Annotated in this window: 24 protein-coding genes; 16 read left to right on the forward strand and 8 right to left on the reverse strand. The window is 64.1% G+C overall.

What is annotated here, in order from left to right; all coding sequences use genetic code 11:
* Nucleotides 1-1,231 precede the first annotated feature (1,231 nt).
* The 7 genes from VMF11_12540 to VMF11_12570 all read left to right on the forward strand — a co-directional run bounded on the left by VMF11_12540 (nucleotide 1,232) and on the right by VMF11_12570 (nucleotide 8,400).
* Entirely contained in the window at nucleotides 1,232-1,465 is a 234-nt protein-coding gene (locus tag VMF11_12540; protein ID HTU71131.1) for a hypothetical protein, read from the forward strand.
* Nucleotides 1,466-1,543: 78 nt separating this feature from the next.
* Entirely contained in the window at nucleotides 1,544-2,680 is a 1,137-nt protein-coding gene (locus VMF11_12545; protein HTU71132.1) for a glycosyltransferase, read from the forward strand.
* A 192-nt stretch (nucleotides 2,681-2,872) separates the two neighbouring features.
* A complete protein-coding gene (ilvB, locus tag VMF11_12550) occupies nucleotides 2,873-4,567 on the forward strand; it encodes a biosynthetic-type acetolactate synthase large subunit (protein ID HTU71133.1) in 1,695 nt (564 codons plus the stop codon).
* Nucleotides 4,564-4,776: a hypothetical protein gene (locus VMF11_12555; GenBank protein ID HTU71134.1), complete on the forward strand. Its 213-nt coding sequence runs from the start codon at nucleotides 4,564-4,566 to the stop codon at nucleotides 4,774-4,776. The genes ilvB and VMF11_12555 overlap by 4 nt, the downstream gene beginning before the upstream one ends.
* Nucleotides 4,773-5,822, forward strand: coding sequence for a ketol-acid reductoisomerase (gene ilvC, locus VMF11_12560; GenBank protein HTU71135.1), 1,050 nt, complete (start codon nucleotides 4,773-4,775; stop codon nucleotides 5,820-5,822). The genes VMF11_12555 and ilvC overlap by 4 nt, the downstream gene beginning before the upstream one ends.
* Nucleotides 5,816-7,486: a dihydroxy-acid dehydratase gene (ilvD, locus tag VMF11_12565; GenBank protein ID HTU71136.1), complete on the forward strand. Its 1,671-nt coding sequence runs from the start codon at nucleotides 5,816-5,818 to the stop codon at nucleotides 7,484-7,486. The genes ilvC and ilvD overlap by 7 nt, the downstream gene beginning before the upstream one ends.
* Nucleotides 7,483-8,400, forward strand: a complete 918-nt coding sequence (locus VMF11_12570; protein ID HTU71137.1) for a branched-chain amino acid transaminase — start codon at nucleotides 7,483-7,485, stop codon at nucleotides 8,398-8,400. Before ilvD ends, VMF11_12570 begins: the two co-directional genes overlap by 4 nt.
* Before the next feature lie 4 nt (nucleotides 8,401-8,404).
* On the opposite strand, the gene VMF11_12575 is transcribed toward VMF11_12570, so the two are convergent.
* Both VMF11_12575 and VMF11_12580 read right to left on the reverse strand, forming a co-directional pair.
* Nucleotides 8,405-8,872 (reverse strand): MarR family transcriptional regulator, encoded by a 468-nt coding sequence (locus VMF11_12575; GenBank protein ID HTU71138.1) that lies wholly within the window; start codon nucleotides 8,870-8,872, stop codon nucleotides 8,405-8,407.
* Between the two features lie 23 nt (nucleotides 8,873-8,895).
* Entirely contained in the window at nucleotides 8,896-9,288 is a 393-nt protein-coding gene (locus tag VMF11_12580) for a hypothetical protein (protein ID HTU71139.1), read from the reverse strand.
* Between the two features lie 143 nt (nucleotides 9,289-9,431).
* Between VMF11_12580 and VMF11_12585 the strand changes: the two genes are divergently transcribed.
* Nucleotides 9,432-10,742 (forward strand): glycine--tRNA ligase, encoded by a 1,311-nt coding sequence (locus VMF11_12585; protein ID HTU71140.1) that lies wholly within the window; start codon nucleotides 9,432-9,434, stop codon nucleotides 10,740-10,742.
* 16 nt (nucleotides 10,743-10,758) lie between these two features.
* A complete protein-coding gene (gene ppdK, locus VMF11_12590) occupies nucleotides 10,759-13,425 on the forward strand; it encodes a pyruvate, phosphate dikinase (protein ID HTU71141.1) in 2,667 nt (888 codons plus the stop codon).
* Here ppdK and VMF11_12595 read toward each other — a convergent pair.
* Nucleotides 13,417-14,619 (reverse strand): HD domain-containing protein, encoded by a 1,203-nt coding sequence (locus VMF11_12595; protein HTU71142.1) that lies wholly within the window; start codon nucleotides 14,617-14,619, stop codon nucleotides 13,417-13,419. The genes ppdK and VMF11_12595 overlap by 9 nt on opposite strands.
* Nucleotides 14,620-14,672: 53 nt before the next feature.
* Here VMF11_12595 and dnaG point away from each other — a divergent pair, with 53 nt between their 5' ends.
* A complete protein-coding gene (gene dnaG, locus VMF11_12600; GenBank protein ID HTU71143.1) occupies nucleotides 14,673-16,487 on the forward strand; it encodes a DNA primase in 1,815 nt (604 codons plus the stop codon).
* A 218-nt stretch (nucleotides 16,488-16,705) separates the two neighbouring features.
* Nucleotides 16,706-17,875 (forward strand): RNA polymerase sigma factor RpoD, encoded by a 1,170-nt coding sequence (gene rpoD / locus VMF11_12605; GenBank protein HTU71144.1) that lies wholly within the window; start codon nucleotides 16,706-16,708, stop codon nucleotides 17,873-17,875.
* Nucleotides 17,876-17,981: 106 nt separating this feature from the next.
* Here the strand turns inward: rpoD and VMF11_12610 are convergent, their stop codons facing one another.
* The 3 genes from VMF11_12610 to VMF11_12620 are packed head-to-tail and all read right to left on the reverse strand — an operon-like array spanning nucleotide 17,982 to nucleotide 19,861.
* Nucleotides 17,982-18,641, reverse strand: coding sequence for a hypothetical protein (locus VMF11_12610; protein HTU71145.1), 660 nt, complete (start codon nucleotides 18,639-18,641; stop codon nucleotides 17,982-17,984).
* Nucleotides 18,642-18,657: 16 nt separating this feature from the next.
* Nucleotides 18,658-19,443 (reverse strand): hypothetical protein, encoded by a 786-nt coding sequence (locus tag VMF11_12615; protein ID HTU71146.1) that lies wholly within the window; start codon nucleotides 19,441-19,443, stop codon nucleotides 18,658-18,660.
* A gap of 25 nt (nucleotides 19,444-19,468) precedes the next feature.
* Nucleotides 19,469-19,861 (reverse strand): hypothetical protein, encoded by a 393-nt coding sequence (locus VMF11_12620; protein HTU71147.1) that lies wholly within the window; start codon nucleotides 19,859-19,861, stop codon nucleotides 19,469-19,471.
* A gap of 69 nt (nucleotides 19,862-19,930) precedes the next feature.
* Here VMF11_12620 and VMF11_12625 point away from each other — a divergent pair, with 69 nt between their 5' ends.
* Nucleotides 19,931-21,385: a peptidylprolyl isomerase gene (locus VMF11_12625; protein ID HTU71148.1), complete on the forward strand. Its 1,455-nt coding sequence runs from the start codon at nucleotides 19,931-19,933 to the stop codon at nucleotides 21,383-21,385.
* 21 nt (nucleotides 21,386-21,406) lie between these two features.
* Here VMF11_12625 and dtd read toward each other — a convergent pair whose 3' ends face one another.
* Entirely contained in the window at nucleotides 21,407-21,847 is a 441-nt protein-coding gene (dtd, locus tag VMF11_12630; GenBank protein HTU71149.1) for a D-aminoacyl-tRNA deacylase, read from the reverse strand.
* 10 nt (nucleotides 21,848-21,857) lie between these two features.
* Nucleotides 21,858-22,751, reverse strand: a complete 894-nt coding sequence (locus VMF11_12635; GenBank protein ID HTU71150.1) for a proline dehydrogenase family protein — start codon at nucleotides 22,749-22,751, stop codon at nucleotides 21,858-21,860.
* Nucleotides 22,752-22,947: 196 nt separating this feature from the next.
* On the opposite strand from VMF11_12635, the gene VMF11_12640 reads away from it, so the two are divergent.
* From VMF11_12640 to VMF11_12655, 4 genes are read left to right on the forward strand one after another with little or no spacing between them, the layout of a single operon-like run.
* On the forward strand, nucleotides 22,948-23,379 hold the full coding sequence (locus VMF11_12640) for a response regulator (protein ID HTU71151.1): 432 nt from the start codon (nucleotides 22,948-22,950) through the stop codon (nucleotides 23,377-23,379).
* Nucleotides 23,380-23,426: 47 nt separating this feature from the next.
* Nucleotides 23,427-23,930: a manganese efflux pump gene (locus tag VMF11_12645; protein ID HTU71152.1), complete on the forward strand. Its 504-nt coding sequence runs from the start codon at nucleotides 23,427-23,429 to the stop codon at nucleotides 23,928-23,930.
* A gap of 14 nt (nucleotides 23,931-23,944) precedes the next feature.
* A complete protein-coding gene (locus VMF11_12650) occupies nucleotides 23,945-24,841 on the forward strand; it encodes a hypothetical protein (protein ID HTU71153.1) in 897 nt (298 codons plus the stop codon).
* The gene (locus VMF11_12655) at nucleotides 24,838-26,448 is read left to right on the forward strand and encodes a hypothetical protein (GenBank protein HTU71154.1); all 1,611 of its coding nucleotides are present in this window, start codon (nucleotides 24,838-24,840) and stop codon (nucleotides 26,446-26,448) included. Before VMF11_12650 ends, VMF11_12655 begins: the two co-directional genes overlap by 4 nt.
* Nucleotides 26,449-26,478: the final 30 nt, after the last annotated feature.

Below are 26,478 nucleotides of genomic sequence, written 5' to 3' on the forward strand. Positions count from 1 at the left end.
TCGATCCGCGCGCGCACCATCCCCAAAAGGCACACACCCCGCCGATGACACACCCCTGGAAAAAACAAACCTACCGGGCGATCTCGACGAAGGGACATCTCTAACGAGTTTCAGGGGGACATCCCAGCCGAGCTTGTACACGGTGGGTGGCACGGTCGCGGCTGGAGCGCCCGGGCCCTTCGACAAGCTCAGGATGACAGAGGTGGAACTGTCATGGTGAGCCTGTCGAACCACGACACCATCGAAGCGCCCCAGCGCCCCTCCATCACGCATCGTGTCCTCGCTGGAAAGGGTTCAAATGGAAATCGTCCGACTAAATCAAAAGCGCACGCGCGGCTCCAAAAATAACGAGGCGCCGCATTACTGCGGCGCATTGCGGCTGGAGCGCCAACGGAATCGAATTTTTTGCACACCGCCCGCTTTTGTGGATTTCCCCGTGAAATCGGTTCCTCAAGACCCTCTCCGTCCCGTGTCGTCCCGCCTCGTAGGCTGACATTGGGCTGACGGAACGACTTAGGCTGCGGACTTTCGCGGGCGCCCCCCCTTGGCGCCGTTCGCCCTAGACGCCGTCGCGCGTGCCGGAGACTTCTTCGAAGCATTGATACGGGCTCCGATCGTTCCGAGCGTTGACTCGCCAGCGGCTAGCACGAGCAATTGCTCAAGGAGCACCCCGTCATCCACGGAGTCTGACCACAGAGATTCGCGCGCGGGCAGAATTGCGAGATCAGTTAGTTGCCCGGGGCGAGCTTTAGCAAATCCCGGGATGGCCTTTCGCGGTACAGCGAGCGTTGCGCCAGTGGAGAGGACGCTGACGATCGAATCGCATGACTTATCATATCGCGCTGAGATGATTTTCGTTGCCGTCTTCTCTCGTTCGCGCGTGCGCTTAACAGCCTGACGAATCTCAACGTCTGTCGTGAGCACTCTGCCCTTGGTAGATTTCATTGCCCTAATCCCCATGGCTTTTTTCCCAAAGCGCCAATAGGAACAGCGGCGCCGGCGTGATCGCCTGAAATGGCCCTGAAACGAACTTGGCCTATTCGCCTACTGCCCACTCCACTTTACGATAGAACCTAAGCCTAGGTTTGTCAATATTCGTAAGGCCGCGAGTGCCGACAGCACGAACGACCCCCACGGCCCGGCATTGTGTTCACCCGACATTGTGTTTAGTGGATCGACAGCTCAAGCTCAGCCGGAGTAAACCCATGATGGCTCGCTCGATCCTCGGAAAATGTCTCCGGATTGCTCGCGTGAACTGGAAGCGGTCAATTCCCGCTTTACCAAATTCGTGGCAGCAGATCCGCGTTGTAGACTCGCTTTCCGCCTCGCCCGCGGCGCGTTCGTCGACTTCTCATTGCTCGCGGCGATCGCGGCGGTAATTTCCGTGCGGCGCCGCCCGATCATCGTGATGAGCCTGTCGAACCACGACGCCATCGAGCGCCCGGCCTACCTCCATCCCGCGTAAGCGGGTTGTCGGGTAGCTCTGCGGAACTCACGAGAACGCCATGAGTTTGTTTTCGCCCCGCACGCCGCGCATCACGGAGTGATTGTCATAGCGATCCTCGTTGCGTTCCTCGTGCTCGTGAATCTCGCGTTCGCATTTCGCAGCCAGTACATCGCCTTCAATTCCCGTTTTGCGCTCGAATCCGTCCCTGCGCCGAAGGTCGCGCCGAAAATCAGCATCATCGTGCCGGCGCGTAACGAAGCGCACCAGATCGAACAATGCGTGCGCTCGCTGCTTGCGCAAGACTATCCCGACTTGGACGTCATCGTGCTGGACGATTGCTCCGAAGATCGTACCGCGGCGATCGTTGCACGCGTCGCTGCCGAAGATCCGCGCTTGCGCTTGATCCACGGCGAGCCGTTGCCGGAAGGTTGGGTGGGGAAGCCGTGGGCGCTCGATCAGGGCGCCCGGCGTGCCGACGGGGACTGGCTGCTATTCACCGACGCCGACACGACGCATGAACCCGGCGCACTGAGTGCGGCGTTCGGCTACGCTCGCGCCGGCAATCTCGACGTACTCAGCGTGCTGACCGAACAGGTCATGCAGACGCCGGCCGAGCGGATCTTTCTGCCCAGCATTCTGTGGACGATCGCCTTTGCGATCGGATCGCTGAAGGCGATCAACGATCCGGCGCGCGAGAGCGCCTTGTTCAACGGCCAGTACGTGCTCGCTTCGCGCCGTGCGTACGCCGCGATCGGCGGCCACGAAGCGGTGCGCGGCGAGATCGCCGAGGATCTCGAGCTCGCGCGGCGATTCAAGCGCGATGGTCGCTTTCGTACCGCGCTCGTCAACGGGAATGGGCTCGTACGCGTGCGGATGTACTGTTCCTTCCGTGAGCTCTGGCAAGGGTTCGTCAAGAATTTTTGGGTCGGCGCGCGCGATCAACATGTGCTGGCGGCAATCGGCGTGTTCTTGCTCGCCTGCGTCTCCCCGCTCACGCCGATCGTGCTCATCGCCGCGCTCGTCCTGCACGCATCGGCATTTGCCGTCGCGCTGGCGATCGCGATGTGCTCGGCGATCGCCGGTGCGGCGCCCGGCATGCGGCGGCTCGGGCTCGGTGCGTCGTCGCCGCTCTATCTACCGATCGGTATAAGCGCGGTGGCGGCCATTTTCCTCACGTCAATCGTTCGTCACGCCTGCGGCGGCGTTTCCTGGCGCGGTCGTCGGTATGCTTGACATGCCGAATCCGGCATGGTAGGGTGCGAGAAATGCTTCTGACCGCGCTCCTCATCGTAGTCCTCGTCCTTATTAGCCGTTCGTCGCCGAATCGGTTGGGATTGACTACTGCGTAAGGATTAGCGAAAAACGCACTAGCACGAGGCCCCGCCGGTTCGGCGGGGCCTCGTGTTTTCTTTATTGGAGGTCATCGTGCACGGGAGGCGTACGGGCGCAGCCATCGTTCTCGATACGCTCGAGAACCTCGGGGTCGAAACGGTCTTCGGGTATCCGGGCGGCGCGATCATGCCGCTCTATGACGCGCTCTACGATCACCGGCTCGCGCACGTACTGGTACGGCACGAAGCGGCCGCCGTTTTTGCCGCAAGCGGCTACGCGCGCTCGACCGGACGCACCGGCGTCTGCGTCGCGACCTCAGGGCCCGGTGCGACGAATCTGATCACCGGCATCGTCGATGCGCTGATGGACAACGTCCCGCTCGTCGCGCTGACCGGACAAGTGCGCACGGCGGTGATGGGAACCGACGCATTCCAGGAAGTCGACGTCGCGGCGATTACTCATCAGGTGACCAAACGCAACATCGTCGTGCGCTCGATCGATCAGATCGAGCCCGCGCTGCGCGAGGCGTTTTCGTTGGCTTCGGGTTCGCGGCCGGGGCCCGTGCTGGTCGATCTTCCAACCGACGTGCTGCGGGCGCTCGTGCCTTCAGAGCACCTCGATCCGCGTGTCGAATCGAGTTCGCCTCGGGCCAAGCCGCAGGCTGAGCCGGCGTTGCTCGACGCGGCGATCGCCGCGCTGGCAACGGCGGAGCGGCCGGTCGTCATCGTCGGCGGCGGCGCGCGCTGGTCGGGCGCGACCGAGGTCTTTCGCTCGTTCGCGGCGCGCGCCGGTGCTCCGATCGTGGCGACGCTCCACGGCTTGGGGGCGGCGTATCCGGGCGACCCTGCCTTCTTGGGAATGCTCGGTATGCACGGCTGGAAGCGCGCGAATCATGCGGTCGCGAAAGCCGACGTGATCTTCGCGCTCGGCATGCGCTTCGACGACCGCGTGACCGGCGATCCGTCGAAATTCGCACCCAATGCGCGTACGATCGTGCACGCCGATATCGATCGCTCCGAGTTCAACAAGGTCGTGCCCGCGCAGATCACGCTGCACGGCGACTTGCGCGAAACGCTGGTCGCGCTCGATCATCGCCTGGCTCGCGTCGCCCTTCCCTCGTTCGCGCAGTGGCGCGCGCAGGCGTGCGCTCCGCACGAACGGCTACCTTGCGACGATACGCGCGACGACCACCTCTCCGCAACCGATTTTCTGGATGCGCTCTTCGCCGCGCTGCCCGCCGACGCAATCGTCAGCACCGACGTCGGCCAGCATCAGATGTGGGCGGCGCAGCGCGTGCGTGCGAGTCATCCGCAGCACTTCCTCACCTCGGGCGGCCTGGGTTCGATGGGTTTCGGTTTGCCGGCCGCGATCGGCGCGCAGGTCGCTCATCCGGGGCGCACCGTGGTCGCGATCGTCGGCGACGGCGGCTTCCAAATGTCGATGGCGGAACTCGCAACACTGCGCCGGCACGATCTGCCGGTCAAGATCGTCTTGCTCGACAACCGCAACCTCGGCATGGTGCGGCAGTGGCAGGAGCTCTTTTACAATGCGCGCTACTCGGCAACGGCGCTGCCCGACAATCCCGAGTTCACCACGATTGCACGCGCCTACGGAGTCGAAGCGCGTCTGGTCGATCACGCGAACGCCGTGGACGCGGCGATCGCGCGGATGATCGAATCGTCAGGGCCGATGTTGTTGCACTGTGCATGCTATCCGCACGAGAACGTGTGGCCGATCATCCCGTCGGGCAAGGGCGTCGACGATCTGCTCGAGGCCTTACCGGCGTGAGAACCGTTACCGCGACCGACGGCCGGCTGCTCGCCCGCATCATTCACCTTGCCCACCGCTTCGGTTGCACGTATACCAGCGTCGCCTCGCAGCGCGCCGGCGCCGCCTATCGCATCGAGTTCGCTTTCGCGGGCCCGGGCGATGCGCTGCGCCGTCTCGATGCCCAAATCACCAAACTACTCGATGACGACAGGGAGACCATGGAATGAACGCCCTCTACGATCACGATACCGACGCAGGGACGCTGCGCGGCAAAACGATCGCCATTATCGGCTACGGCAGCCAAGGCCGCGCGCATGCGCTCAACCTGCATGAGTCGGGAGCGCGCGTGGTCGTCGGACTGCGCGAAGGCTCCGCCTCGTTCGAGGAAGCGAAGCGCGACGGTCTCGACGCGCAGACGGTCTCGCATGCCGTCTCGATTGCCGACGTGGTGATGGTACTCGCGCCGGACGAAGAGCACGGCGCGCTCTACATGCGCCAGATCCACGAGCACCTCGCGCCCGGGGCGTATCTCGCCTTTGCTCATGGGTTCTCGATTCACTTCGGAACGGTCGTTCCGCCCAAGACGGTGAACGTGTTCATGGTCGCGCCGAAAGGGCCCGGTTCGCTCGTCCGCACCGAGTACGAAGCCGGACGCGGCGTGCCGGCGTTGATCGCCGTGCATCAAGATCCGAGCGGCGATACGCGCGCGGTGGCGCTTGCGTATGCGGCCGGAATCGGCGCCGGACGCGCCGGCATACTCGAGACGACGTTCAAGGAAGAGACCGAAACCGATCTCTTCGGCGAGCAAGCCGTGCTCTGCGGCGGGCTCACCTCGCTGATCCAAGCGGGCTTCGAAACGCTGGTGGAAGCCGGCTACGCGCCGGAGATGGCCTACTTCGAATGTATGCACGAGATGAAACTCATCGTCGACTTGCTCTATGCGCGCGGCATCGAAGGGATGCGCGATGGTATCAGCAACACCGCCCAATTCGGCGACTACACGCGTGGGCCGCGCGTCATCGGGAGCGAATCGAGGGCGGCGATGCGCGCGATTCTCGCCGAGATCCAGAGCGGCGCGTTCGCGCAGGAATGGGTCACCGAGCACGCGGCGGGCAAACCGCGCTTCAACGAATACAAGCGCCGTTCCGACGCGCACCCGATCGAGCGCATCGGCGCGCAGCTGCGCTCGCTGATGCCGTGGATGCGCGAACCGGCGATCGCGGCCGAGGCGAAGGCCCGTACCGACGAGGACATGAAGTTCAGGGTATGCTGAGTCACATTCTCACCCAGGGCGCCACGCGCGCCGCGGCGCGCGCGATGTTCAAGGCCAATGGCTTCACCGACGAGGATTTGCGTAAGCCCTTGGTCGGTGTTGCCAACACGTGGGTGGAGACGATGCCATGCGGGTACCATCTGCGCGAGCTGGCCGAGCACGTCAAGGCCGGCGTGCGGGCGGCGGGCGGCACGCCGATGGAATTCAATACGATCGCGATCAGCGACGGTATCACGATGGGGACGCCCGGAATGAAAGGTTCGCTGATCAGCCGCGAGGTGATCGCCGATTCGATCGAATTGATCGGGCGCTCGCATTACTTCGATGCGATGGTGGGGTTGGTCGGCTGCGACAAGACCATACCCGGAACAGCGATGGCGTTTGCGCGTTTGAACGTTCCGTCGGTGATGATTTACGGCGGATCGATCGCACCGGGAAAGCTCGACGGGCGGGATCTCACGATCGTCGACGTGTTCGAAGCGATCGGCGCGCACGCACGCGGGACGATCGACGATGCGCAGCTCAAAATCATCGAAGATCGCGCTTGTCCGGGGCCCGGCGCGTGTGGTGGGCAGTACACCGCCAATACGATGGCGATGGCGATGGAATACCTCGGGCTCTCGCCCGTCGGCAGCGCCAGTCCGGGCGCAACGTCGCAGCGGCGCGCGCAGTGGGCGCATGACGCGGGCACGATCGTCATGGAGCTGCTCGCCAAGGAGGTTCGTCCGCGCGACCTGCTCACCCGCGCCTCGTTCTTGAACGCGATCGCGCTCGCGGCGGCAACCGGCGGCTCGACCAACAGCGTGCTGCATCTGCTCGCGATCGCGCACGAGGCGGGCGCGCAGCTCTCGATCGAGGACTTCGATAGCGTGAGCCGGCGCACGCCGATCATCGCCGATCTGCGTCCGGGCGGAAAATACGTCGCGCTCGACGTCGATGCGGCGGGCGGAACGCAATTGCTCGGCCAGCGTCTCGCGCAAGGCCATCTCGTCGACGTGTCGGTGATCACCGCGACCGGCCGTAGTTTCGCGCAAGAGGTCGAAGGCGCGGTCGAAACGCCCGGACAAGCGGTGATCGCGACCGCGGAGCGTCCCTTCAAACCGCACGGCGGCTTGATCATTCTCAAAGGAAATCTCGCCCCGGCGGGCGCGGTCGTCAAGATCGCCGGCTCGGAACGGCTCTATCACCGCGGTCCGGCGCGCGTATTCAATTCGGAAGAAGCGGCGATGCAGGCGATCCTCGATGACGAGATCATCGCGGGTGACGTGGTTGTGATTGCCTACGAAGGTCCCAAAGGCGGCCCCGGTATGCGCGAGATGCTCAGCGTAACCGGCGCCATCGTCGGCGCCGGTTTGGGCGAAAGCGTCGCGCTCGTCACCGACGGGCGCTTTTCGGGTGGAACGCACGGCTTGATGGTTGGACACGTCGCGCCCGAAGCGGCCGTCGGCGGGCCGCTTGCCGCCGTGCGCGACGGCGACGAGATCATCATCGACGTTGAAGCGCGTGTGCTCGACCTTGCCGTCGCTCCGCCGGTGATCGCCGAGCGTTTGCACGTATGGCGCGCACCCGAGCCGAACTTTCGCGGCGGCGTCTTCGCCAAGTACGCGGCGACGGTCGGATCGGCCGCGCACGGCGCGGTAACCACGACCGAGGTCTGCCCGTGATTGCAACGGCTCCGGCGCGCGAGCGCATGTGGTTCGACGGCGAGCTGGTCGACGCGGACGAGATCGCGGTTCGGCCCTTCACCCACGCGCTGCACTACGGTTCAGGGGTCTTCGAAGGCATTCGCGCGTACGAAACACGCAAGGGCACGGGCGTCTTTCGGTTGAGCGACCATCTGCGCCGTTTCTTCGTTTCCGCGGATGTCTACGGCTTGCACGTTCCGTACGACCAGGAAACGCTGGCGCGCGCGGTTTTCGCAACGTTAGAGGCCAACGCGTTTAGCAGCGGCTACATTCGACCGCTGGCGTACTTCGGCGAGAAGGGTATCTCGCTCGCCCCCACCTTTCACTGTCCGACGCACGTTCTGATCGCGCTCAAGCCGCTGGCCGGTTCGCTGCTCGGAGAATCGGCGGGCATTCGGGTGACGATGTCTCCCTGGCAGAAGACGCCGTCGCGCTCGCTGCCCTCGACGGTAAAGGCCTGCGGGCATTACACCAATTCGATTTTGGCGCTTCAGGACGCGCAGCGTCGCGGATTCGAGGAAGCCATTTTGCTCAACGACCGCGGCGACGTAGCCGAGGGCACCGGCGAAAACATCTTCGTCGTGAGGAACGGCGCGCTACGGACCAACGATGCGAGCGCCGACATCCTGGCGGGAATCACGCAGGCCAGCGTGGTCGAGCTGGCACGGGATCGCGGCATGACGGTTGAAATCGGCAACATCACGCCGGCGGATCTGCTTGCGGCCGATGAGATCTTCTTCACCGGTACGGCGGCCGAGGTGATGCCGATCCTTCAGATCGATGACTACGTGTTGCCGCAAGCGCGTCCGGTCACCGACGAACTCTGCCGCGCCTACGCGCGCGCCGTTCGCGGAGCCGATCCGCGTCATCCCGGCTGGGTTGAATACGCGTAAGGCGCTATTCGTCCGCGTCCCACGTCCGGGACGTCGTGACGACCAGGCTCTTGAGCATGCAATCGGTGAGCGCGACGAGGCTTGCGTCGAGCGACTGAACCTGCTCCTCTCCAAGCGTCTCCGTCACGTAGCGCTCGGCTGAGGCGATTCGCGAGCCGGCGCGTTCGAGAATCGCCTGACCTTTCTCGGTCAGGTGGGTTTCCAAGACGCGTCCGCCGCCCTTGCTGCGGGCGATGAGCCCGTCGGCCTCGAGCCGCGCAACGTTGTTCACCATTGCTTGCGGCGAAACGAAACACTCACGGGCGAGCTGCGCGCTGGAGACCGCGGGCGTCAACTCGATCGCGCGAAGAATCAAGAGTTGCGGGACGGTGATTCCGATGTCGTCGAGCACGTCGGTGAGCGCGGCACGCATGACCCCGTGGGCGGCCTTGAGGTGGAGGAAGAGTCGCCCAGTCTCCTCATCGGATTGCATGAGCGACTCTTCGGGACCGGCGGTCATTGGGCTTGCCAGATGCTACCATCGGCGAACGCGACCGACGCCACCGAGCACTGGACGCTGCCGAGATCGTCGCCGAATTCGGGCGTGGCGAAGCTGTGATCGATCTCGACGCCGCTGGAAAAGGTGCCCTTATCGACGATGCGGCTGGTCGTGCGGCCGTCGCTGACCGTGAAGACGACCGACGCGATCGGGCGCTGGTCCGTATTGACGAACGAGATGGCCGTCGAACTGACGCCGGCCGGCACGGCCGGGCCGAAGGGATAGGCGATCGACGGATCGGCGGCGTCGAGGGCACATGAGGCAACGCGAACCGGTTCGATCCCGGTATAGGCGGTCTGGGGCGGGGCCGGCGACAAGCCGGCGGCGAGAAGTAGTGAGGCGATGAACATTGGCGATCCTCCTGTAATTGATGCCATGTATTGTATATCAAGTAAGTTATATACAGTACCATGACAAAAGTCGGACCGGGGGTATTCGGCCGGGCCTGATAAATTGAACACCCCTTATGGAGCCCACGAACCCCCGCGTCACAATGGACGAGATCAGCGCTCTGGCCAAACGCCGCGGGTTTATCTTCCAATCGAGCGAGATCTACGGCGGGATCAACGGCTTCTGGGATTACGGTCCGCTGGGCGCCGTGCTCAAGCGCAACGTCAAGGAAGCGTGGTGGCGGGAGAACGTGCTGCTTCGCGACGACGTCGTCGCCTTCGATTCGTCGATCATCATGCATCCGCTGGTGTGGAAGGCCTCCGGCCACGTCGATGCGTTCCACGACAAACTGGTCGATTGCAAGGTATGCAAGCACCGGTTTCGTTTCGACCATCTCAAAAATCCGCACCAATGCCCCGATTGCGGAAGCAAAGACAGCTTCACCGAACCGCGCAATTTCAATTTGATGATGCAGACTCAAGTGGGCCCGATGGAAGATACGGCTTCGATTGCGTATCTGCGGCCCGAGACGGCGCAAGGCATCTTCGTCAATTTCAAAAATGTCTATCAAACGGCACGCAAACGGCCGCCGTTCGGCATCGCCCAGATCGGAAAGTCGTTTCGCAACGAGATCACGCCGGGAAATTTCACCTATCGCGTGCGCGAGTTCGAGCAAGCCGAACTCGAGTATTTCGTGCCGGACGACGGCAATGATTTGCGCGCGTTTTCCGAATGGGTCGATCGGCGAAAGGCCTGGTATTCGCAGTACGGCATCAAGCCCGACCGTCTACGCTTCTATGAACTCACGCCGCAGGAGCGACCGCACTACGCCAAAGCGGGCACGGACGTCGAATACCTCTTTCCGTGGGGCTGGGGCGAACTCGAGTCGATCGCGCATCGCGGCACTTACGATCTCGACGCGCACATGGCGCTCTCCGGCAAGGATCTGCGCTACTACGATGAGGCGAGCAAGACCCACTACACGCCGATTTTGATCGAGAGCTCGGCGGGCGTCGACCGCACGACGCTCACGATGCTGATCGACGCCTACGAACGCGAGAATAGCGTGGATCCGAACGGAAAAGAGACCGAACGCACGGTCCTTCGATTCCACCCCTTCATTGCGCCGGTCCAGGTGGCGGTGTTCTCGCTGGCGCGGAACAGGCCCGAACTCGTCGAGCGGGCGCGAGCGATCGAATCGGCGCTCCGCCCTCGGTACCGCACGCAGTACGATGAGGGCAATATCGGTCAACTGTATCGCCGTCAAGACGAGATCGGCACGCCGTTGTGCGTAACCGTCGACTTCGATACGCCGGCCGACGGAACGGTGACGGTTCGCAACCGTGATTCGATGCGGCAGGAGCGCGTCGGCGCGGAAGCGCTCGAAGGATATCTGGGTACACTGCTGCGGTAGATGAGGGGATAGTCACGTGGCCACGATTGTGTCGACAAACTACATCTATTTCTTCGACGAGGGCGATGAGTCGATGATCGACCTCCTCGGCGGGAAGGGCGCGGGCTTGGCCGAGATGACGCGTGCCGGCCTTCCGGTGCCGCAGGGCTTTACGATCACGACGCAGGCGTGCTTGGAGTACTTCCGCGCCGGTCGAACCTACCCGCGGGGCCTCGATGAGCAAGTGCAGCGTTCGATGCGCGAGCTCGAAGCGCGGACCGGCAAGCGCTTCGGCGATGCTTCCGATCCGCTACTCGTTTCGGTGCGCAGCGGCGCGCGCGTCTCGATGCCGGGCATGATGGACACGATCCTCAACCTTGGGCTGAATGACGCAACCGTGCTCGGCTTGGCGAAGCTCTCCAACAACGAGCGTTTCGCGTGGGATGCCTATCGTCGCTTCATCATGATGTTCGGTGAGGTGGTGCTGGGCATCGAGAACGAGCGCTTCGACGAATTGATCGACCAGCGCAAGCGCGAAATCGGCGTCGAGAGCGACCCGCAAGTCGACGCCGCGTCGTGGCGCGAGCTTTCCGGCCGGTTCAAGGCGCTCGTGCAAGAGCGTTCAGGACGCGCGTTTCCGCAGGACGTGAGCGAGCAGCTGCGCCTCGCGATCCAGGCCGTCTTCGATTCGTGGAATTCGCGGCGTGCCGTAGACTACCGCCGCTTCAACAAGATCTCCGACGAGTGGGGCACCGCGGTGAGCGTGGTCGAAATGGTGTTCGGCAACTTGGGCGAGGACTCGGGAACCGGCGTCGCGTTCACGCGCGATCCCAATACCGGCGATCACCTGCTTTTCGGCGAATATCTCACCAACGCCCAGGGCGAGGACGTCGTCGCCGGTACGCGTACGCCGCAAAAGATCGCCGATCTCGAGCGCGCGCAGCCCGAGATCTACCGGCAATTCGTCGACATCGCGCGGCGGCTCGAAGCGCACTACAAGGACATGCAAGACATCGAGTTCACCGTCGAGCGCGGTAAGCTCTACATGCTGCAAACCCGGACCGCCAAACGCAGCGCCCAAGCTGCGGTGCGCGTCGCGCTCGACATGGTCGACGAAGGTTTGATCGATAAGCGCGCGGCCGTTTCGCGCGTGAGCGCGGGATCGCTCGATCAGCTCTTTCACGCGCGCATCGATCCGCAGCAACGGGTGGTCGTCGCGGCCAAGGGGCTCAACGCCTCGCCGGGTGCGGCTGCCGGGCAGATCGTCTTCACGGCCGACGACGCGGTTGCGTGGAAAGAAGCCGGCAAGGATACGATCCTCGTTCGCGTCGAGACAACACCCGACGACGTGCACGGTATGATCGCGGCGCGCGGCGTGCTCACCGCCAAGGGCGGAGCGACCTCGCATGCGGCCGTCGTGGCACGCGGTATGGGCAAACCCTGCGTAGCCGGCTGCGAGGCGCTGGAGATCGATCGCCGCACCAAGACGGTCGGCATCGGTCCGATGGTTTTGCACGAGGGCGAGTGGATCACGATCGACGGGAATACCGGCAATGTGATCATCGGCAAGGTCGAGTTGATCGACGCACCGGCCGAGCTTCCCGAGTGGCTCGCGCGTTTTCTGTCTTGGGCCGACGAATTGCGGCGCATGGAAGTGTGGGCCAATGCGGACACACCCGAAGATGCGCGCAAGGCGCGCGAACTCGGCGCGCAGGGCGTGGGTCTGTGCCGCACCGAGCACATGTTCATGCAGCCAGACCGTCTCCCGGTCGTACAGCAGATGATCATGGCAACGACGCCCCAAGGCCGCGCGCAGGCGCTCGAAAAACTCCTTCCCGTTCAGCGCGAGGATTTCGTCGGGATTCTCGAAGCGATGGCCGGCCTGCCGGTCACGATCCGGTTACTCGATCCGCCGCTGCACGAGTTTTTGCCCTCGCTCGAGCAGCTTCTGGTGGAAACGACCGAACTGCGCGTGGGCGGCCGTTCCGGCGATCCCAGCTATCAAGAGAAGATGGCGATGCTGCGCCGCGTGCAGCAACTCCACGAGCAAAATCCGATGCTGGGGCTGCGCGTGTGCCGGTTGGGCATTCTCTTCCCGGAAATCTATGCGATGCAGGTGCGCGCGATCTTCGAAGCGGCATGCGAGCTCAAAGCACGCGGCGTCGATGCGCGTCCGGACGTCATGATTCCCGGTGTCGGCACCAAGGAAGAGATGCGCGTCACCTACGACGCGGCCAAGGCCATAGCCGACGCGGTCATCGCGGAGCGCGGCACTGCGGTCGACTACCACATCGGCACGATGGTGGAGTTGCCGCGCGCGTGCATCATTGCCGACGCGTTGGCGACGATCGCGCAGTTTTTCTCGTTCGGCACCAACGATCTCACCCAAACGACGTACGGTTACAGTCGCGACGACGCCGAATCGACTTTCATCCCGGCTTATCTCGATAAGAAGATCTTACGCGACGATCCCTTCCAAGTGCTCGATCGGGTGGGCGTGGGCGCGCTGATGCGGCAAGGCGTTGTACTCGGACGCGCCGCGCGTCCCGATTTGAAAATCGGAATTTGCGGCGAACACGGGGGTGAGCCCTCTAGCGTGGCATTCTGCGATCAGCTCGAGCTCGACTACGTCTCGTGCTCGCCCTACCGCGTGCCGATCGCGCGCCTCGCCGCCGCGCAATCGACCCTTGGATCTCTAACGTAGCGACGCAATGATTTTGGCACAGATGTCGCGGGCTTCGCGTACGTCGGCGCGGTCGCGCCGAACGAAGAGCTTGCGCCAATAGGCGGTGCCGCTGAGTTTGTTGATGAGATCGGATACCTCGCGCGCGTCCACCAGCCCGGCCGGCGTACCGACCCAAACGGTATGGCGTCCTTCCGCGACCAGCGGCAGGCGATGCATCACCTGCGATTGCTCGTCCGCCCACACCGCGTCGTCGCCGAAGCGCTCGCGCAGCGCCGCTTCGCTGGCCGTGAATGCCGCCTGATCCGCGCTCGCGTTGAACTCCGCCGCAAGGGCGTAGATGCGCAGGCGCTCGCGCAGGGCACGGGCTGATTCGCTCCTGCGATCGCGCAGTTCGTTGAGTACGCGAAAATCGTCCCACCGCAGAAACTCGTCGATCGAATCGAGCGCGCGCGGATCGGGCCACAGGTCACGCAGCGCGTCTTGCAAGATGCGCTCGAAAAGGCGCGTGGTGTGATGAAAGTAGACCGACGCGAACATCATGTAACGCGCCACGACGAACGATTCCAGCGCCACGACGCCGCGTGAGTCGATGCCGACGACGGCGGCGCCGTCGTGATCGAACAGACGCAGCGACGCAACCAGCTGATCGGCGTCGTAACGGCCGCTCGCGACGCCCGTAAAATACGCGTCGCGCAAGAGATAATCCATCCGGTCGGCGTCGAGGTTCGGACCGCTGACCAGCTCGCGCAGCGCCGGGAAGGCGGCCGCCGGATCGCCGACGATGAGCGCGAGCACGTCTTGCGGATCGACGTCCAGCGCTTCGATTCCGCGCCGCATCGGTTCCAGCGCGAGGATCTCGCGCGTCCGCGCTTCGTGCGCGATCCCGAGCACCGCTTCGCAGGCGTGACTGAACGGACCATGACCGATGTCGTGCAGCAGCAATGCGCAGCGCACGAGACGCCGCTGATACGCATGTTCGGCGCCGTGGTCGCCGCCGGCGTACCGGGCGAGGGTATCGTATGCGCGAGCGCCCATCGCGAGCGCTCCGAGCGCATGGGTGAAGCGCGAGTGCTCCGCCGAGGGGAACGCGAGGTAGGCGAGTCCCAATTGGCGCAGGCGCCGCAGCCGCTGCATCGGCGGCAAGTCGAGCAGCCGGGCTTCGCCGGGCTCGAGTTCGATGAAGTGATGGACCGGATCGAAGATGCGCTTCACGGTGGCTAACCGGGATTCGGCCGCCTGAGCCGAACCTCCGTTCTGTTACCGTCATGCCTCGGCTCGACCAAAGCGTCATTCGCGAGATCCACTCCCGGATCGATATTGCTACGTTCGTCGGTCAGTACGTTTCGTTGAAAAAACGTGGACGCGACTTGGTCGGGCTTTGTCCGTTCCACGGCGAGAAGACGCCCTCGTTTCACGTGCATCCCGAAGAAGGCTATTTCAAGTGCTTCGGGTGCGGCGCGGGCGGCGATGTGATCGCGTTTGCGATGAAGCTCGAAAATATGCCCTTCGCCGATGCCGCGCGCATGCTCGCGCTCAAGGCCGGGATCGAAATCGAATCCGAGGACCCGCGCGCGGCACGGCGGCGCAGCGAACGCGAAGCGATCTACGAAGCCAACGCGATCGCGGCCGCATATTTCGAACGGATGTTTCGCTCGCCGGCGGGCGCCGGCGCTCGCGCCTATTGCGAGCGGCGCGGCTTCGGCGAGGCGGTCGTGGAAAGGTTCCATCTCGGCTATGCGCCCGACGGCTGGAACGGCCTGGTCGACGAGTTGCGCAGCCATGACGTCGATCTCGTGCTGGCAGAGCGTGCCGGGCTCCTCAAACCCTCGCAGCGCGGCGGATACTACGATTTCTACCGCAACCGCCTGATGGTGCCCACCTACGCGACGACAGGCGAGGTCATCGCCTTCGGCGGCCGCGAACTCGGTGAGGGCGAGCCGAAGTATCTGAACACGAGTACGACGCCGGTCTATATCAAAGGCGACCATCTCTTCGCGCTCAACATTGCACGTCGCGCCGCGCAGGCCGATCGAACCTTGATCGTCGTCGAGGGATACCTCGATTGCATCGCGCTCCATCAGGCTGGTTTCGAAGGCAGCGTCGCGGCGCTCGGCACATCGTTCACCGAGCGTCAGGCGGCCGAACTGCGGAAATACGCCGAAAACGTCTATCTGTGCTTCGACGCGGACTCTGCCGGAAGCACCGCTGCAACCAAAACCGTCGATATTGCATCTAAGGTGATCGAGCATACCGGGTCCAGCGTCCGAATCGTGACGTTGCCCCCGGGCGACGATCCCGACAGCTTCCTGCGGGCCAAGGGAGCCGCGGCCTTCGCAGAATTGCTGCAAGCGGCCAAGCCCGCGGTCGAGCTCAAGCTCGAAGAACGGATCGCCGCCCTGACGAGCGGTTTCGAGTCTCGGGCCGTGATCGCTCGAAAAGGCGAGGCCGTCATTCGCGAACTGATGCCGCGCGAGGAGTGGGACCACTGGCGCGTCTACGTGGCCGGACGGTTGAAGGTGAACCCCGACGATCTTCGAAATAGCCGCTTCCTCGCAAACCCCGCCAATTTTACACGGCGTCTCGACGGAGCGAGTGCCGCGGGGAGCCGACACGTTCGTGTCAACGGAAGGTTTGATGCGGTCGAACCGCTCTCGTTCGAACGCGAAGTACTGGGAATCGCCGTCGAAGATCCCACACTCGTGCTCGAATACGCGACTCGGATCGATCCGCTTCGTTTTCGCGGCGACGTGTACCGGCGCGCATACCGGCTTCTCCTCGAACATGGGAGCGAACTGCGGACGGCGGCGGACGTGCTCGCGGCTTGCGCGGACGACGACGAAGCACGCGAACTGCTGGCATCGCTCGGGCAGCGGGATCGCAGCTCGACGGTTCGTTACGGCGACACCGAAGAGCGGCGCGCGCATTTGGACCGAATCGTCGAGCGATTGGCGCGTGAGGACGAGGCCAATCGGTACGCCGAGCTCTCCCGCTCGATCGATGAACTGTACGAAGCGGGTGAGTCCGTACCATCGGAACTCATGGGTGAGTTCGAGAATCTTAAACTAAAACTAAAGAAGTAAACCGAAAATCACGAGTCTAATGATACACAACTCCCGCAGGCTGATAGTCGACAGCCCAACCGGGGCCTCGAAGGGCCGTAGTACCCTTGGGGTCCCACGCCGCAGCGTCGGCGTGGGGGCGCGCAGTTCGGGTTTTTCCGCGAAGTGGAAAAAGTCGAACGAAGCGCCGGAGCAACGCGCAACGTGCGTTGCGATCTTTAAAGGGGGTGACGTCGAAAGTGGCACGTAAGAAAGCCGGCGGCGCGGTTGCGGAAGCGCAGCCCACGCTGACGCTGGACGAGCTGAAGAAGAAGCTGATCGCGCGCGGAAAGCAGCGCGGGTCGCTGACATACGAAGAGATCAATTCGGCGTTCGATGCGCTCGACGACGTCAACCCTGACGAAATCGACGGCCTCTTCGAAGAGATCACGGGCGCCGGTATCGAGATCATCGACGACCAAAAGGACGAGAAGCCCGAGGGTGAGCCTGAGGAAGAGCAAGAGGAACCGATCCCCGATGGGCTCTCGCTCGACGATCCGGTCCGGATGTATCTCAAAGAGATCGGTCGCGTGCCCTTGCTCTCCATGGAGCAAGAAAAATCGCTCGCGATGCGGATCGAAGCGGGCGAATTGGAATTGCAGCGCAACGGGACGGCCGACTCGCGCATCGTCACCGACGGCGAGGAGGCCAAACGCCAGCTGACCGAGGCCAACCTGCGTCTGGTCGTTTCGATCGCCAAGAAGTACGTCGGGCGCGGTATGCTCTTCCTCGATTTGATTCAGGAAGGCAATCTCGGTTTGATTCGGGCGGTCGAGAAGTTCGACTATCGCAAAGGCTACAAGTTCTCGACCTACGCGACGTGGTGGATCCGCCAGGCGATCACCCGCGCACTCGCCGATCAAGCTCGCACGATCCGTATTCCCGTACACATGGTCGAGACGATCAACCGCCTGATCAAAGTCTCGCGCCAGCTTCTCCAAGAACTCGGCCGTGAACCCTCGGTCGAAGAGATCGCCGAAGCGATGGCGCTGACGCCCGAGAAAGTGCGCGAGGTCATGAAGATCTCGCAGGAACCGATCTCGCTCGAAACGCCGATCGGCGAAGAAGAAGACTCACACCTGGGCGACTTCATCGAGGACCAGGAAGCGGTCGCGCCCGCCGAGGCTGCGTCGGTCATGCTTCTCAAAGAGAAGATGCAAGACGTGCTGCAAAACCTGACCGAGCGCGAGCGCAAAGTGCTGGTATTACGCTTCGGCCTCGAAGACGGTCATCAGCGCACGCTGGAAGAAGTCGGTCAAGAATTCGGCGTCACCCGCGAACGCATCCGCCAGATCGAAGCGAAGGCGCTCCGCAAACTCCGCCATCCTTCGCGCGGAAAAGCTCTCAAAGACTACTGGAGCAACGAATAAAATTCGGACATATCGGGCCCATGTTGTCGTCGGCTCGGTCCTCGATTACCATGTGTAAACTTCGGACCTCGCCTCCTAAACCTGGACCCAATCTGCCCGAATTTGGCTAGTCCATGCTTTGGGCGTTTGCGCTGGGATGCACGAGCGGATTCTTATCCGCGAAGGCGCCGTTGGGATTGGGCATCACCCAAACCTCGAGATCCCAGATGTTCGGGAAGAGAAAGACCGCTTTTACGGCGTTGACGTTTTTTGCCAGGCCCATCTTCACCAGCGTCGCAGCTTGCGGATCGTTGATATTGCCGCCGGCCGCCTCGAACTTCTTGACCGACGTGGAATGCCCGTAGGCCATCATGCCGCTCTGGTTGAGCACGTAATGAACGTGCGCGCCGAATTGAATCCAGCGGCTCGGGGCGACGCCCCAGAGTTTCGGCGGATTTCCGGCTGAGTACGGCTGTGAGAAGTCGGCTCCGAGCAGCTTGCCGTTGACGCCGTACCAGAGTTGGCTCGGGTGCTGGGGGTCGTTCGAGGTCCATCGCAGGTTGACGTAACTGATCGCCCCGGTGTCGTCCTCGTTGGTATAGCGGAAATAGCCGGCCTTCTCGGCATCGGCGATGGTTGGGAAACGCGCGTTCAGATCTTTTTGGATGCTCGCGACGAAGGCGATCTCGGCGCCGTGGGGTTTGGGAGATAACGCGGCTGCGCCGAGCGCGACGCCGGTGGCGAGCGCGGCCAGCGCGGCCAGCGCGGTGAAATATCGAAAAATCACGTGCGGCTCCTTTGGATTAGACGGGGGGCGTCGGTAGAACCGGGTTTGGTGTGAGTGCCGAGACCGGCGACGGTAATCCCGACGACATCGTCGGCCTCCCGGGCGTCAGCGACGGTACCGGCAGCGGCGGTTTGTAGTTATCCGGCGGTGAGGCCATCGGCATGGCTTTGAAAGACGAGATCGGCGTCTCGGCGTCCAGAATCAACGGCGCCGGCGTTTCGACCGCGACCGTGCCGCCGCTCTCGAGCAGGACGGTCGCATCGGTAACGGCTTTGATGCGCGCGCCGGGTTCGAGCACGAAGTTGCGGCCCTTGCGAAAAACGTGAAGCAGCAGCGTTGGTGCGAAGATGTCGCCGACCGTGTTCTCCACGTCCGCCGTCGACTCGTGACCGGCGGAAACGTGGACGCTCAGATGCGACGCCGGTGCGTGCAGCGGGATCAGGCTCCCGTCGGGAAGCGCGAGCGGGCGAAAATAGATGTCGACATAGCCGTAGATATCGGGATTCGAAGCCGGTGACGCGTCGGCGATCTTGATCTGCACCGGCGAGCCGGCCGGCAAGACGGTCACGCCTTCGAGCACGAGCGCGCGCTCGAGATGCGCCTGCACGATTTCGCCCGCCTTCGACTTCGACGACGAGATCGTGCCGTCGAGCACGAACGTGAGCGACGAACCGAACGGCAAAACATTCGGCGCTGCTTTGAGCGTCGGGATCGGTGAGGCACTGACCGGCGCCTGCGGCGTTTGGAGTGGAAAAGCGCTTACGCGGATCGGTGAAAACGGAGCAACTGCGGCGAGCATCACGCTCGCCGCGATCAATGTCAGGAAACTAACTTGCGCGCTTTTCGCGCTCCGCTTCTTGCGCAGCGGCTGCGCGCTTCCCCTCTTCGATGAGTTGCTTGACTTTCTGGCCACCTTTTTGTCCGATTCGTTCGTAGAAGTCTGGGCCGTAGCGGTCGCGCGTGGCTTCGCCACCTTTCTTTCCACCCTTCTTACCGATCTGCTCGTAGAACTCGTGACCGTGAGCTTGCTTGGTGGCCAGCCCGCCTTTACGTCCGATCTGTTCGTAGAACTCCGGTCCGTACTTTTTCTTGACGGTTTCGCCGCCTTTTTGGCCTGCTTCGCGGACGGACATGCCGCTGGTCTTCTTACCGCTGTCGGGGGTTGCCATGCTTGCTCTCTTTTCCACCTGTGGGCAGCCGTCCAAAGGGACGGCTATCATCGTGCATATACTAGAACGCAGGTTCGGTGCTATTGGTTTGGGGGACGGATGCGAGAATCGAGATCTTGGTTGGTTCGGCCGCTGCTTGTGGCCGCCGCCCTATTGGTGGGTGCGGTCTCTGCCGGCGACCGGTCGGAAATCCTCACGCTCGAATCCCACCGTTCGCTCGGCGGCGGCCGGTTGGCCGCGCTCCTCGCTTCGCCCGATGCCGCGACGGCAGCACGTGCTGCGCTCGCGATCGGGAGAACCAAGCAACCGGATGGCGTCTTGCTACTCGAACGTCACCTCCACGATCCGCGTGCTGCCGTCCGAGCCTTCAGCATATACGGCTTAGGTTTGATTGGGCTGGGAAGCGACGCGCCGGCCGTTACCGCGGCGGTCCGAGGCGACCGCAACGGGGCAGTGAAAATCGCCGCCATCGACGCCCTTGGCCGCTACGAGGAGGCGCGCAAACTGCCCGCCGGCGCCGAGGCGACGGCGGTGCGCCAGCTGGTTTCAGCGATGGCTGAGCGACGCTTCTCACCGGTCGTTCGCGGGCGCGCCGCGATTGCGCTCGGGCTCTTTGCCGGCTCGCCGGCGGGCCGGCACATCGCGGCTGCCCTGGCGACGGCCTACGGGCAAGAACGCGATGCGGGAGTCCGGGAGCGGATCATGTGGACGATCTTCCGTGACTACGCCGCCGGGGTGCCTTTGGCGACCCTTCGCGCCGGTCTGCGCGATCCGGACGAGGTCGTACGGATCGAGGCCGTCCGGGCCTACGGGCATCTCACCGGCCCGGCGCGCGCAGCGGAGCTGCAGCCGCTGCTAAACGATCGATCCTGGCGCGTCCAGGAGCAGACCGCCGAGTCGATCCGTCTGCTGCGCGGCGGAACGCTGACCCAGCACTGGACCGCGATTCCGGCGTTTGTCCACGTTCCGCCCGTCCGCCCCGATCCGTACGCGGCGCTGCCGGCGCTGCCGCGCCACCCGGTCGCCCCGGGCGCTCCGCGGCCGGCCGACGTCCCGACGGCGCCCTCGCTGCTGCCGCAAACCGCAGCCGAAATGACCGCTCCGGCGCACGGCGAGCATCCGCGTCTGCGTATCGTGACGAGCGAAGGCGACATTTACGTCGTGCTCTATCCGGAGTGGGCGCCGTTGACCGTGACCAATTTTCTCAATCTGATGAACCGCGGCTTCTTCGACAACAACCAGTGGTTCAGAATCGTGCCCGATTTCGTCGTGCAGACCGGCGAGCAGGACGCCAAGAACGCGCCCGGACCCGGCTACTCGATTCCGGCCGAAGAAAATCCGCTGGAACAGAACGGTTACGTGATCTCCATGGGCCTGAACTACGACGAGAAAACGAACACGCCGATTCGGGACTCGGCCGGCAGCGAGTACTACATCACGCTCTCCCCACAGTACCATCTCGACAACGCCTTCACGGTCTTCGGCGCGGTGTGCGGCGGCTTCGACGTACTCGGCCGGCTCACCGAATCCGACAAGGTCATCCGCATCGAGCGAATCGCCGACGTCGATCTCTAGCACGACGTCGATCTCTAGCACTTAGAACGCGCGCTGCGAATCGAGTAGGATCGTCACCGGCCCGTCGTTGACCAGTTCGACCTGCATGTCGGCGCCGAATTCGCCGTACTCGACGTGCAGGCCCAACCGCTCCAACTCGCGTCCGGTGCGTTCGTAGAGTTCACTTGCCAGCGGCTCCTTCGCCGCGGCGATGAACGAAGGGCGCCGTCCCTTGCGCGCATCGCCGTGCAGCGTGAATTGTGAAACGAGCAGAATCGAGCCGCCGGTCTCGAGCACGCTGCGATTCATCAGTCCGCCCTCGTCGGGAAAGATGCGTAAATTCGCGATCTTCTCAGCCATGTACCGCGCGTCGTCGTCGCCGTCCGGAGCGGCGACGCCGAGCAGCACGAGGAGCCCGGCTCCGATACTTCCGATCGTTCGGTCCTCCACGCGAACGCTTGCGCGCAAAACGCGCTGCACCACGGCGCGCACGTTACTTTGCGAACATCGACGAGAGCGCGAAGAGCGCGTTCTCGCGCCGCTCCATCACGCGGCGGTAGAAATATCCGGCCCAATGCGTTCCGAACGGAACGTAGACGCGCACGCGGTAACCTTGCGCCACCAGTTCGCGCTGAAGCTGCGGGCGGCAGCCGTAGAGCATCTGAAATTCGAAACGATCGCTCGCGATGGCGCGTTCGCGCGTGAACGCGCGAACCTCGTCGATGAGCGAGCGGTCGTGAGTGGCGATCGCGGGGTAGTTTCCGCGCTCGAGCAGCTCGTGCGCCAGTTGGAGGTAGGCAACGCGAATCGCCGGCATCTCCTTGATCGCAAGCTCCGGCGGTTCGTCGTAGGCCCCTTTGCACAAGCGTACGCGCGCGCCGATTGCGATCGCGCGCGCAACGTCCGCAGGCGTTCGCCGCAGATAGGCCTGCAGCACGATGCCGACGTTCGTATCCTTGGCGTAGGCCGACTCGAAGAGATCGAGCGTGGCCGCAGTGACCGCCGAGCCCTCCATGTCGATGCGAACGAACGGGTCGGCGTTGCGCTGCGCATCGTGCAGGATGCGCGTGAGGTTTTCGAGCGCGAACCGTCGATCGATCAACAGCCCCATGGCGGTCATCTTAACCGAAACGTTGCTTTGCACGCCGCTCTCGCGGATGCGGTCGAGCACGGCGAGGTAGGTATCCCGTGTCTTGAGGGCGGCATCGCGTTCGAGCACGTCCTCACCGAGGAAGTCGAGTGTTGCGGTCATGCCGGCGCTATTGAGCTCGCGGACCGCAGCGATCGCCGAATCGATGGTTTCGCCCGCCACAAAGCGCTTGGCGAGGAAGAAGAAGTTCTTTTGGAAACCCGAGTTGGGAGCGAGAAGTCGATCGATAAGGGCCATTTCGGGCACTAGACTACGACGCGGGTTCCCAAAACCCGGCGCCGGGCCCGAATGGGTGAGGTTTGCGGAGGGAGCGGCGCAGGGCAGCTGAAGGTTCCAGGCGGGATGTGCGACCACCGCGGCGGCCGGACCGTCATTATGGAAAATTTACCAAAGCCTCACGCGGCCATCCGAGGCGTGAAAGTGGCATACACGAATGGCTGAAGAGATGGTTCAGCGCAATTGGCGGGTATTGATCGCCGACGATGACCCGGCTATCTGCACGCTGATCGATACGGTCTTGCGCAAGGGCCCATATGAGATGATCATGTGCAACGATGCCGAAAGCGCGCTCGTTGCGGTCGACCGGCAGGGGCCATTCGACATCATCATCTGCGATTTCATGCTGCCCGGAATCTCGGGCATCGATCTGGTCGAACGCCTGCGCGCAAAAGACGGCACGCGCGGCGTCCCGATTCTGATGATCTCCGGTCACACCAACTACGCGATGGATGGCCGCGCCAAGAACGCCGGCGCCAATCTCTTCCTGAATAAGCCCTTCACGATCTCGCAACTGCGCGCAGCGGTGACTCATCTGCTCTCGCAATCGGTCAAACGCGACTCGTATTCAGGCGCGCCCTTCTTCTGATCAAGGTTTTCCTCGTAGCGTTTTCGCTGGCGCTCGACGTCTTCGCGGTGAGCGTCGGCGTCGGTGTGCGCGGCGCCTCGACTGCGGCAAAGATCCGTATCGGCGCCGCGTTCGCGAGCGCGGAAATTGCGATGAACTGTATCGGCGCCGGGCTCGGCCTGGCGGTTGGGCGCGTGATCGGCGACGGTGCCGCATACCTCGGCTACGTTGCGCTGGTCGCGGTCGGCGTCTACATGACGATCGAGGCGCGGCGCAATCTGGGCGATCGCCCTGCGCTCGAATTGGACAGCGGCTGGGGGCTTCTGCTCGCCTCGCTCGGTATCAGTCTCGACTCACTCGGCATCGGGTTCTCGATCCTCTACATCGGCGTGCCCTTGGTCGTGGCGCTCGTCACGATCGGCGTCGTTTCCGTCCTTGCCACGACGCTCGGGTTGAGCCTCGGCCGCGCGCTCGGCACGCGCGTGGAAGACGCTGCCGAGACACTCGGCGGCGTTTTGCTTGCACTGACCGGGGCCGCATTCATCGCGCTCAAGGCACTGCACGCCGGCTAGCGAAACGCGCGGCTATGCACGCGCGCGTCGGCGAATCGATTTTGCAGCTCTGGCGGGCCAGCGGCGCGCGGTCGCTGTTCGTGGCCGGCACGGCTAAGAACGTCGGTAAGACCGTCGCGCTGCGCGCCGTCTACCGGGCGTGCACGGCGACGGGATCCTTCCCCGGAATCGCCTCGATCGGCCGCGACGGCGAAGCCGTCGACGCCGTTGATGCGATCGCAAAGCCGCGACTCTGGCTCGAACCGCAAACGGTGATCGCCACCGCGCGCGACGTCTTACCCGCGTCTCCCGCGAGCGAACTGCTCGCACTCTCCTCCATCACGACGGCGGCCGGCGTGCTCGTCTTTGCTCGCGTACGCTGCGGCGCGCACTACGAGCTGATCGGACCACCGAACGCATCGGCGGTCCGCGCCGTCGTGGATCGGCTCGTCGACTACGCCGGGATCGCGATCGTCGACGGCGCGGTCGATCGCGTCGCCGCGCTGGCCGGTGGTGATGACGCGATCGTGGTGGCGTGCGGCGCCGCAGGTGCGGCAACGATCGGCGAGATCGTCGACGACGTGCGTGCGCTCGTTGTGCGCTTGCAGACGCCGCGCTACGACGGTCGCGGCGAAGCGCTCGCGATCGAGGGCGCGCTTACGCCTGCGCGCGTGGCGCAACTGATCCATGCCCGCGAGCAGCGCGCGATCGTGGTCCGCGATCCAACGCAGATCGTGCTCCGCGGAAAGGCCGTGCTCCACGCCTTCGAGCGGCTGCGGATCCGCTGCGAACGCCCTCTGCGCGTCATTGCTGCGACGGTCGCCTCGATCGGCGGCGACCGCTCCTTCAGCCCGCGCGCTCTGGCCGAAGGCGTCGCGCGCGCGACCGGGCTTCCGACATTCGATGTGTATGCGGCGGAGCGCGCCGCATGAGGCCGGGCCGGCTGGTCGATGCCCCGACCGCTGCGGCGATCGGCTTTGGTTGGCTTCGTGAAGCGCTCAAACCGCGCAGCTCGTACGGTGAAGCCGCCTTCGGTGATCTTTTGCCGTTCGCGCCGCATCGAGCGGCGCAGGCCCGCGCGCGTGCCGCGCGAATCGAACGAATCGCTGCCGCTCTCGACTCCGAGCAACTGGATGAGGCGCGCGAGGTCGCGCGGCACGTTCCCGACGTGACCTCGGCCATCGCGCGCGCTTCGATGGGCGACGTGCTCGAGGACGCGAATTTTTTCGAGTTGCAGCGATTCTTCGAGGCGTGCGAGCGGCTCGATGCGCTCACGGCCGCGTGCAACGATCTTCCCCGGACCGCGAGCACGCCGCTGCGCGAGTGCGCGCGCGTCCTCGAGTCTGGGCGCACCGCCCGTCCCGGTTTCTATCTCGCTGATGCATTCGATGACTCGCTCGCGCAGGTGCGCGCAGCGTTCGTACGCGCGCAAGCGCAATACGAGGCGGCGCGCGGCCGGGCAAACGCCGCCGTCGCCGAGGAGCTCGGGCGCGAGATCTCGCCGCCGGAATTCATCGTGATGCGCGCGGATCTCCGCGGGCCGCTGCCGGCGGGTGTGCGCGTCGTTCGCGAGGCGCCGACGTATCTGCTGTGCGAACTCGACGCCGATGAAACCGTGCTCGCGGCGCTGCGCCGGCGCGACGAAACCGCCGCGGAGGTGGCGCGTGCCGAGGGTTCCGTGCGAGCGCGCATCTCGGAGACGATACGCGCACACGTTCCCGCGCTCGACCACGCGATGCAGGCGTTCGGTCAGTGCGACGTGTTGATCGCCGCCGCGCGCTTCACGCGCGCACAGCGCTGCCACGTCGCCGAACTCGCCGATGACGGAGTCTTTTCGTTCGAGGGCGGACGGTTCGTACCGCTCGCGCTGGAACTCCAGACGCAGGGACGCAGGTTCACCGCGATCGACGTACGGCTCGACGGCATCGCCGTGTTGACCGGGCCGAACATGGGCGGGAAGAGCGTCGCGCTGCGGACCTGCGGATTCATCGCGCTCTGTGCGGCCTTCGGCGTGCCGGTTCCGGCCGCGCGTGCTCGCGTTCCGCTCTTCTCCGAAATCGCGTGGCTCGGTATCGGCGGTGACGGCGAATCGAGCGCCGGTGATCTCCTCTCTTCGTTTGCGCGCGAGATCGTGCGGCTGCGCGATTTGCTCGGCCGGCGCGCGGGACCGCGGCTGTTCCTGCTCGATGAGTTTGCCCGCACGACGACGCCGCGCGAAGGTAAGGCGCTGCTGGTCGCGGTGATCGAACGGTTGCGCGAGGAAGATGCGTCGGGATTCGCGGCAACACACCTCGACGGCATCGCCAAGGCGGCAGCGGCGCGGCACTACGCGGTGCGGGGTTTGCGCGGCATCCCCGAACGACCGGCGGGCGACGATCTGGAAGAGGCGCTTGAAACGCTGGCGGCCTCGATGGATTATACGTTGGAAGAGGTCGCAGCCGACGGGGCGCGGGAAGCTGACGCGATCGCGCTGGCCGCACTGCTCGGCATCGATCCCGCGGTCATCGACGCGGCTCATCGCGCGATGGAGTCGGAATGATCGACCTGAAAATGATGGACCTGAGAACGA

Source organism: Candidatus Baltobacteraceae bacterium, assembly GCA_035502855.1.
Lineage (GTDB): Bacteria > Vulcanimicrobiota > Vulcanimicrobiia > Vulcanimicrobiales > Vulcanimicrobiaceae > Aquilonibacter.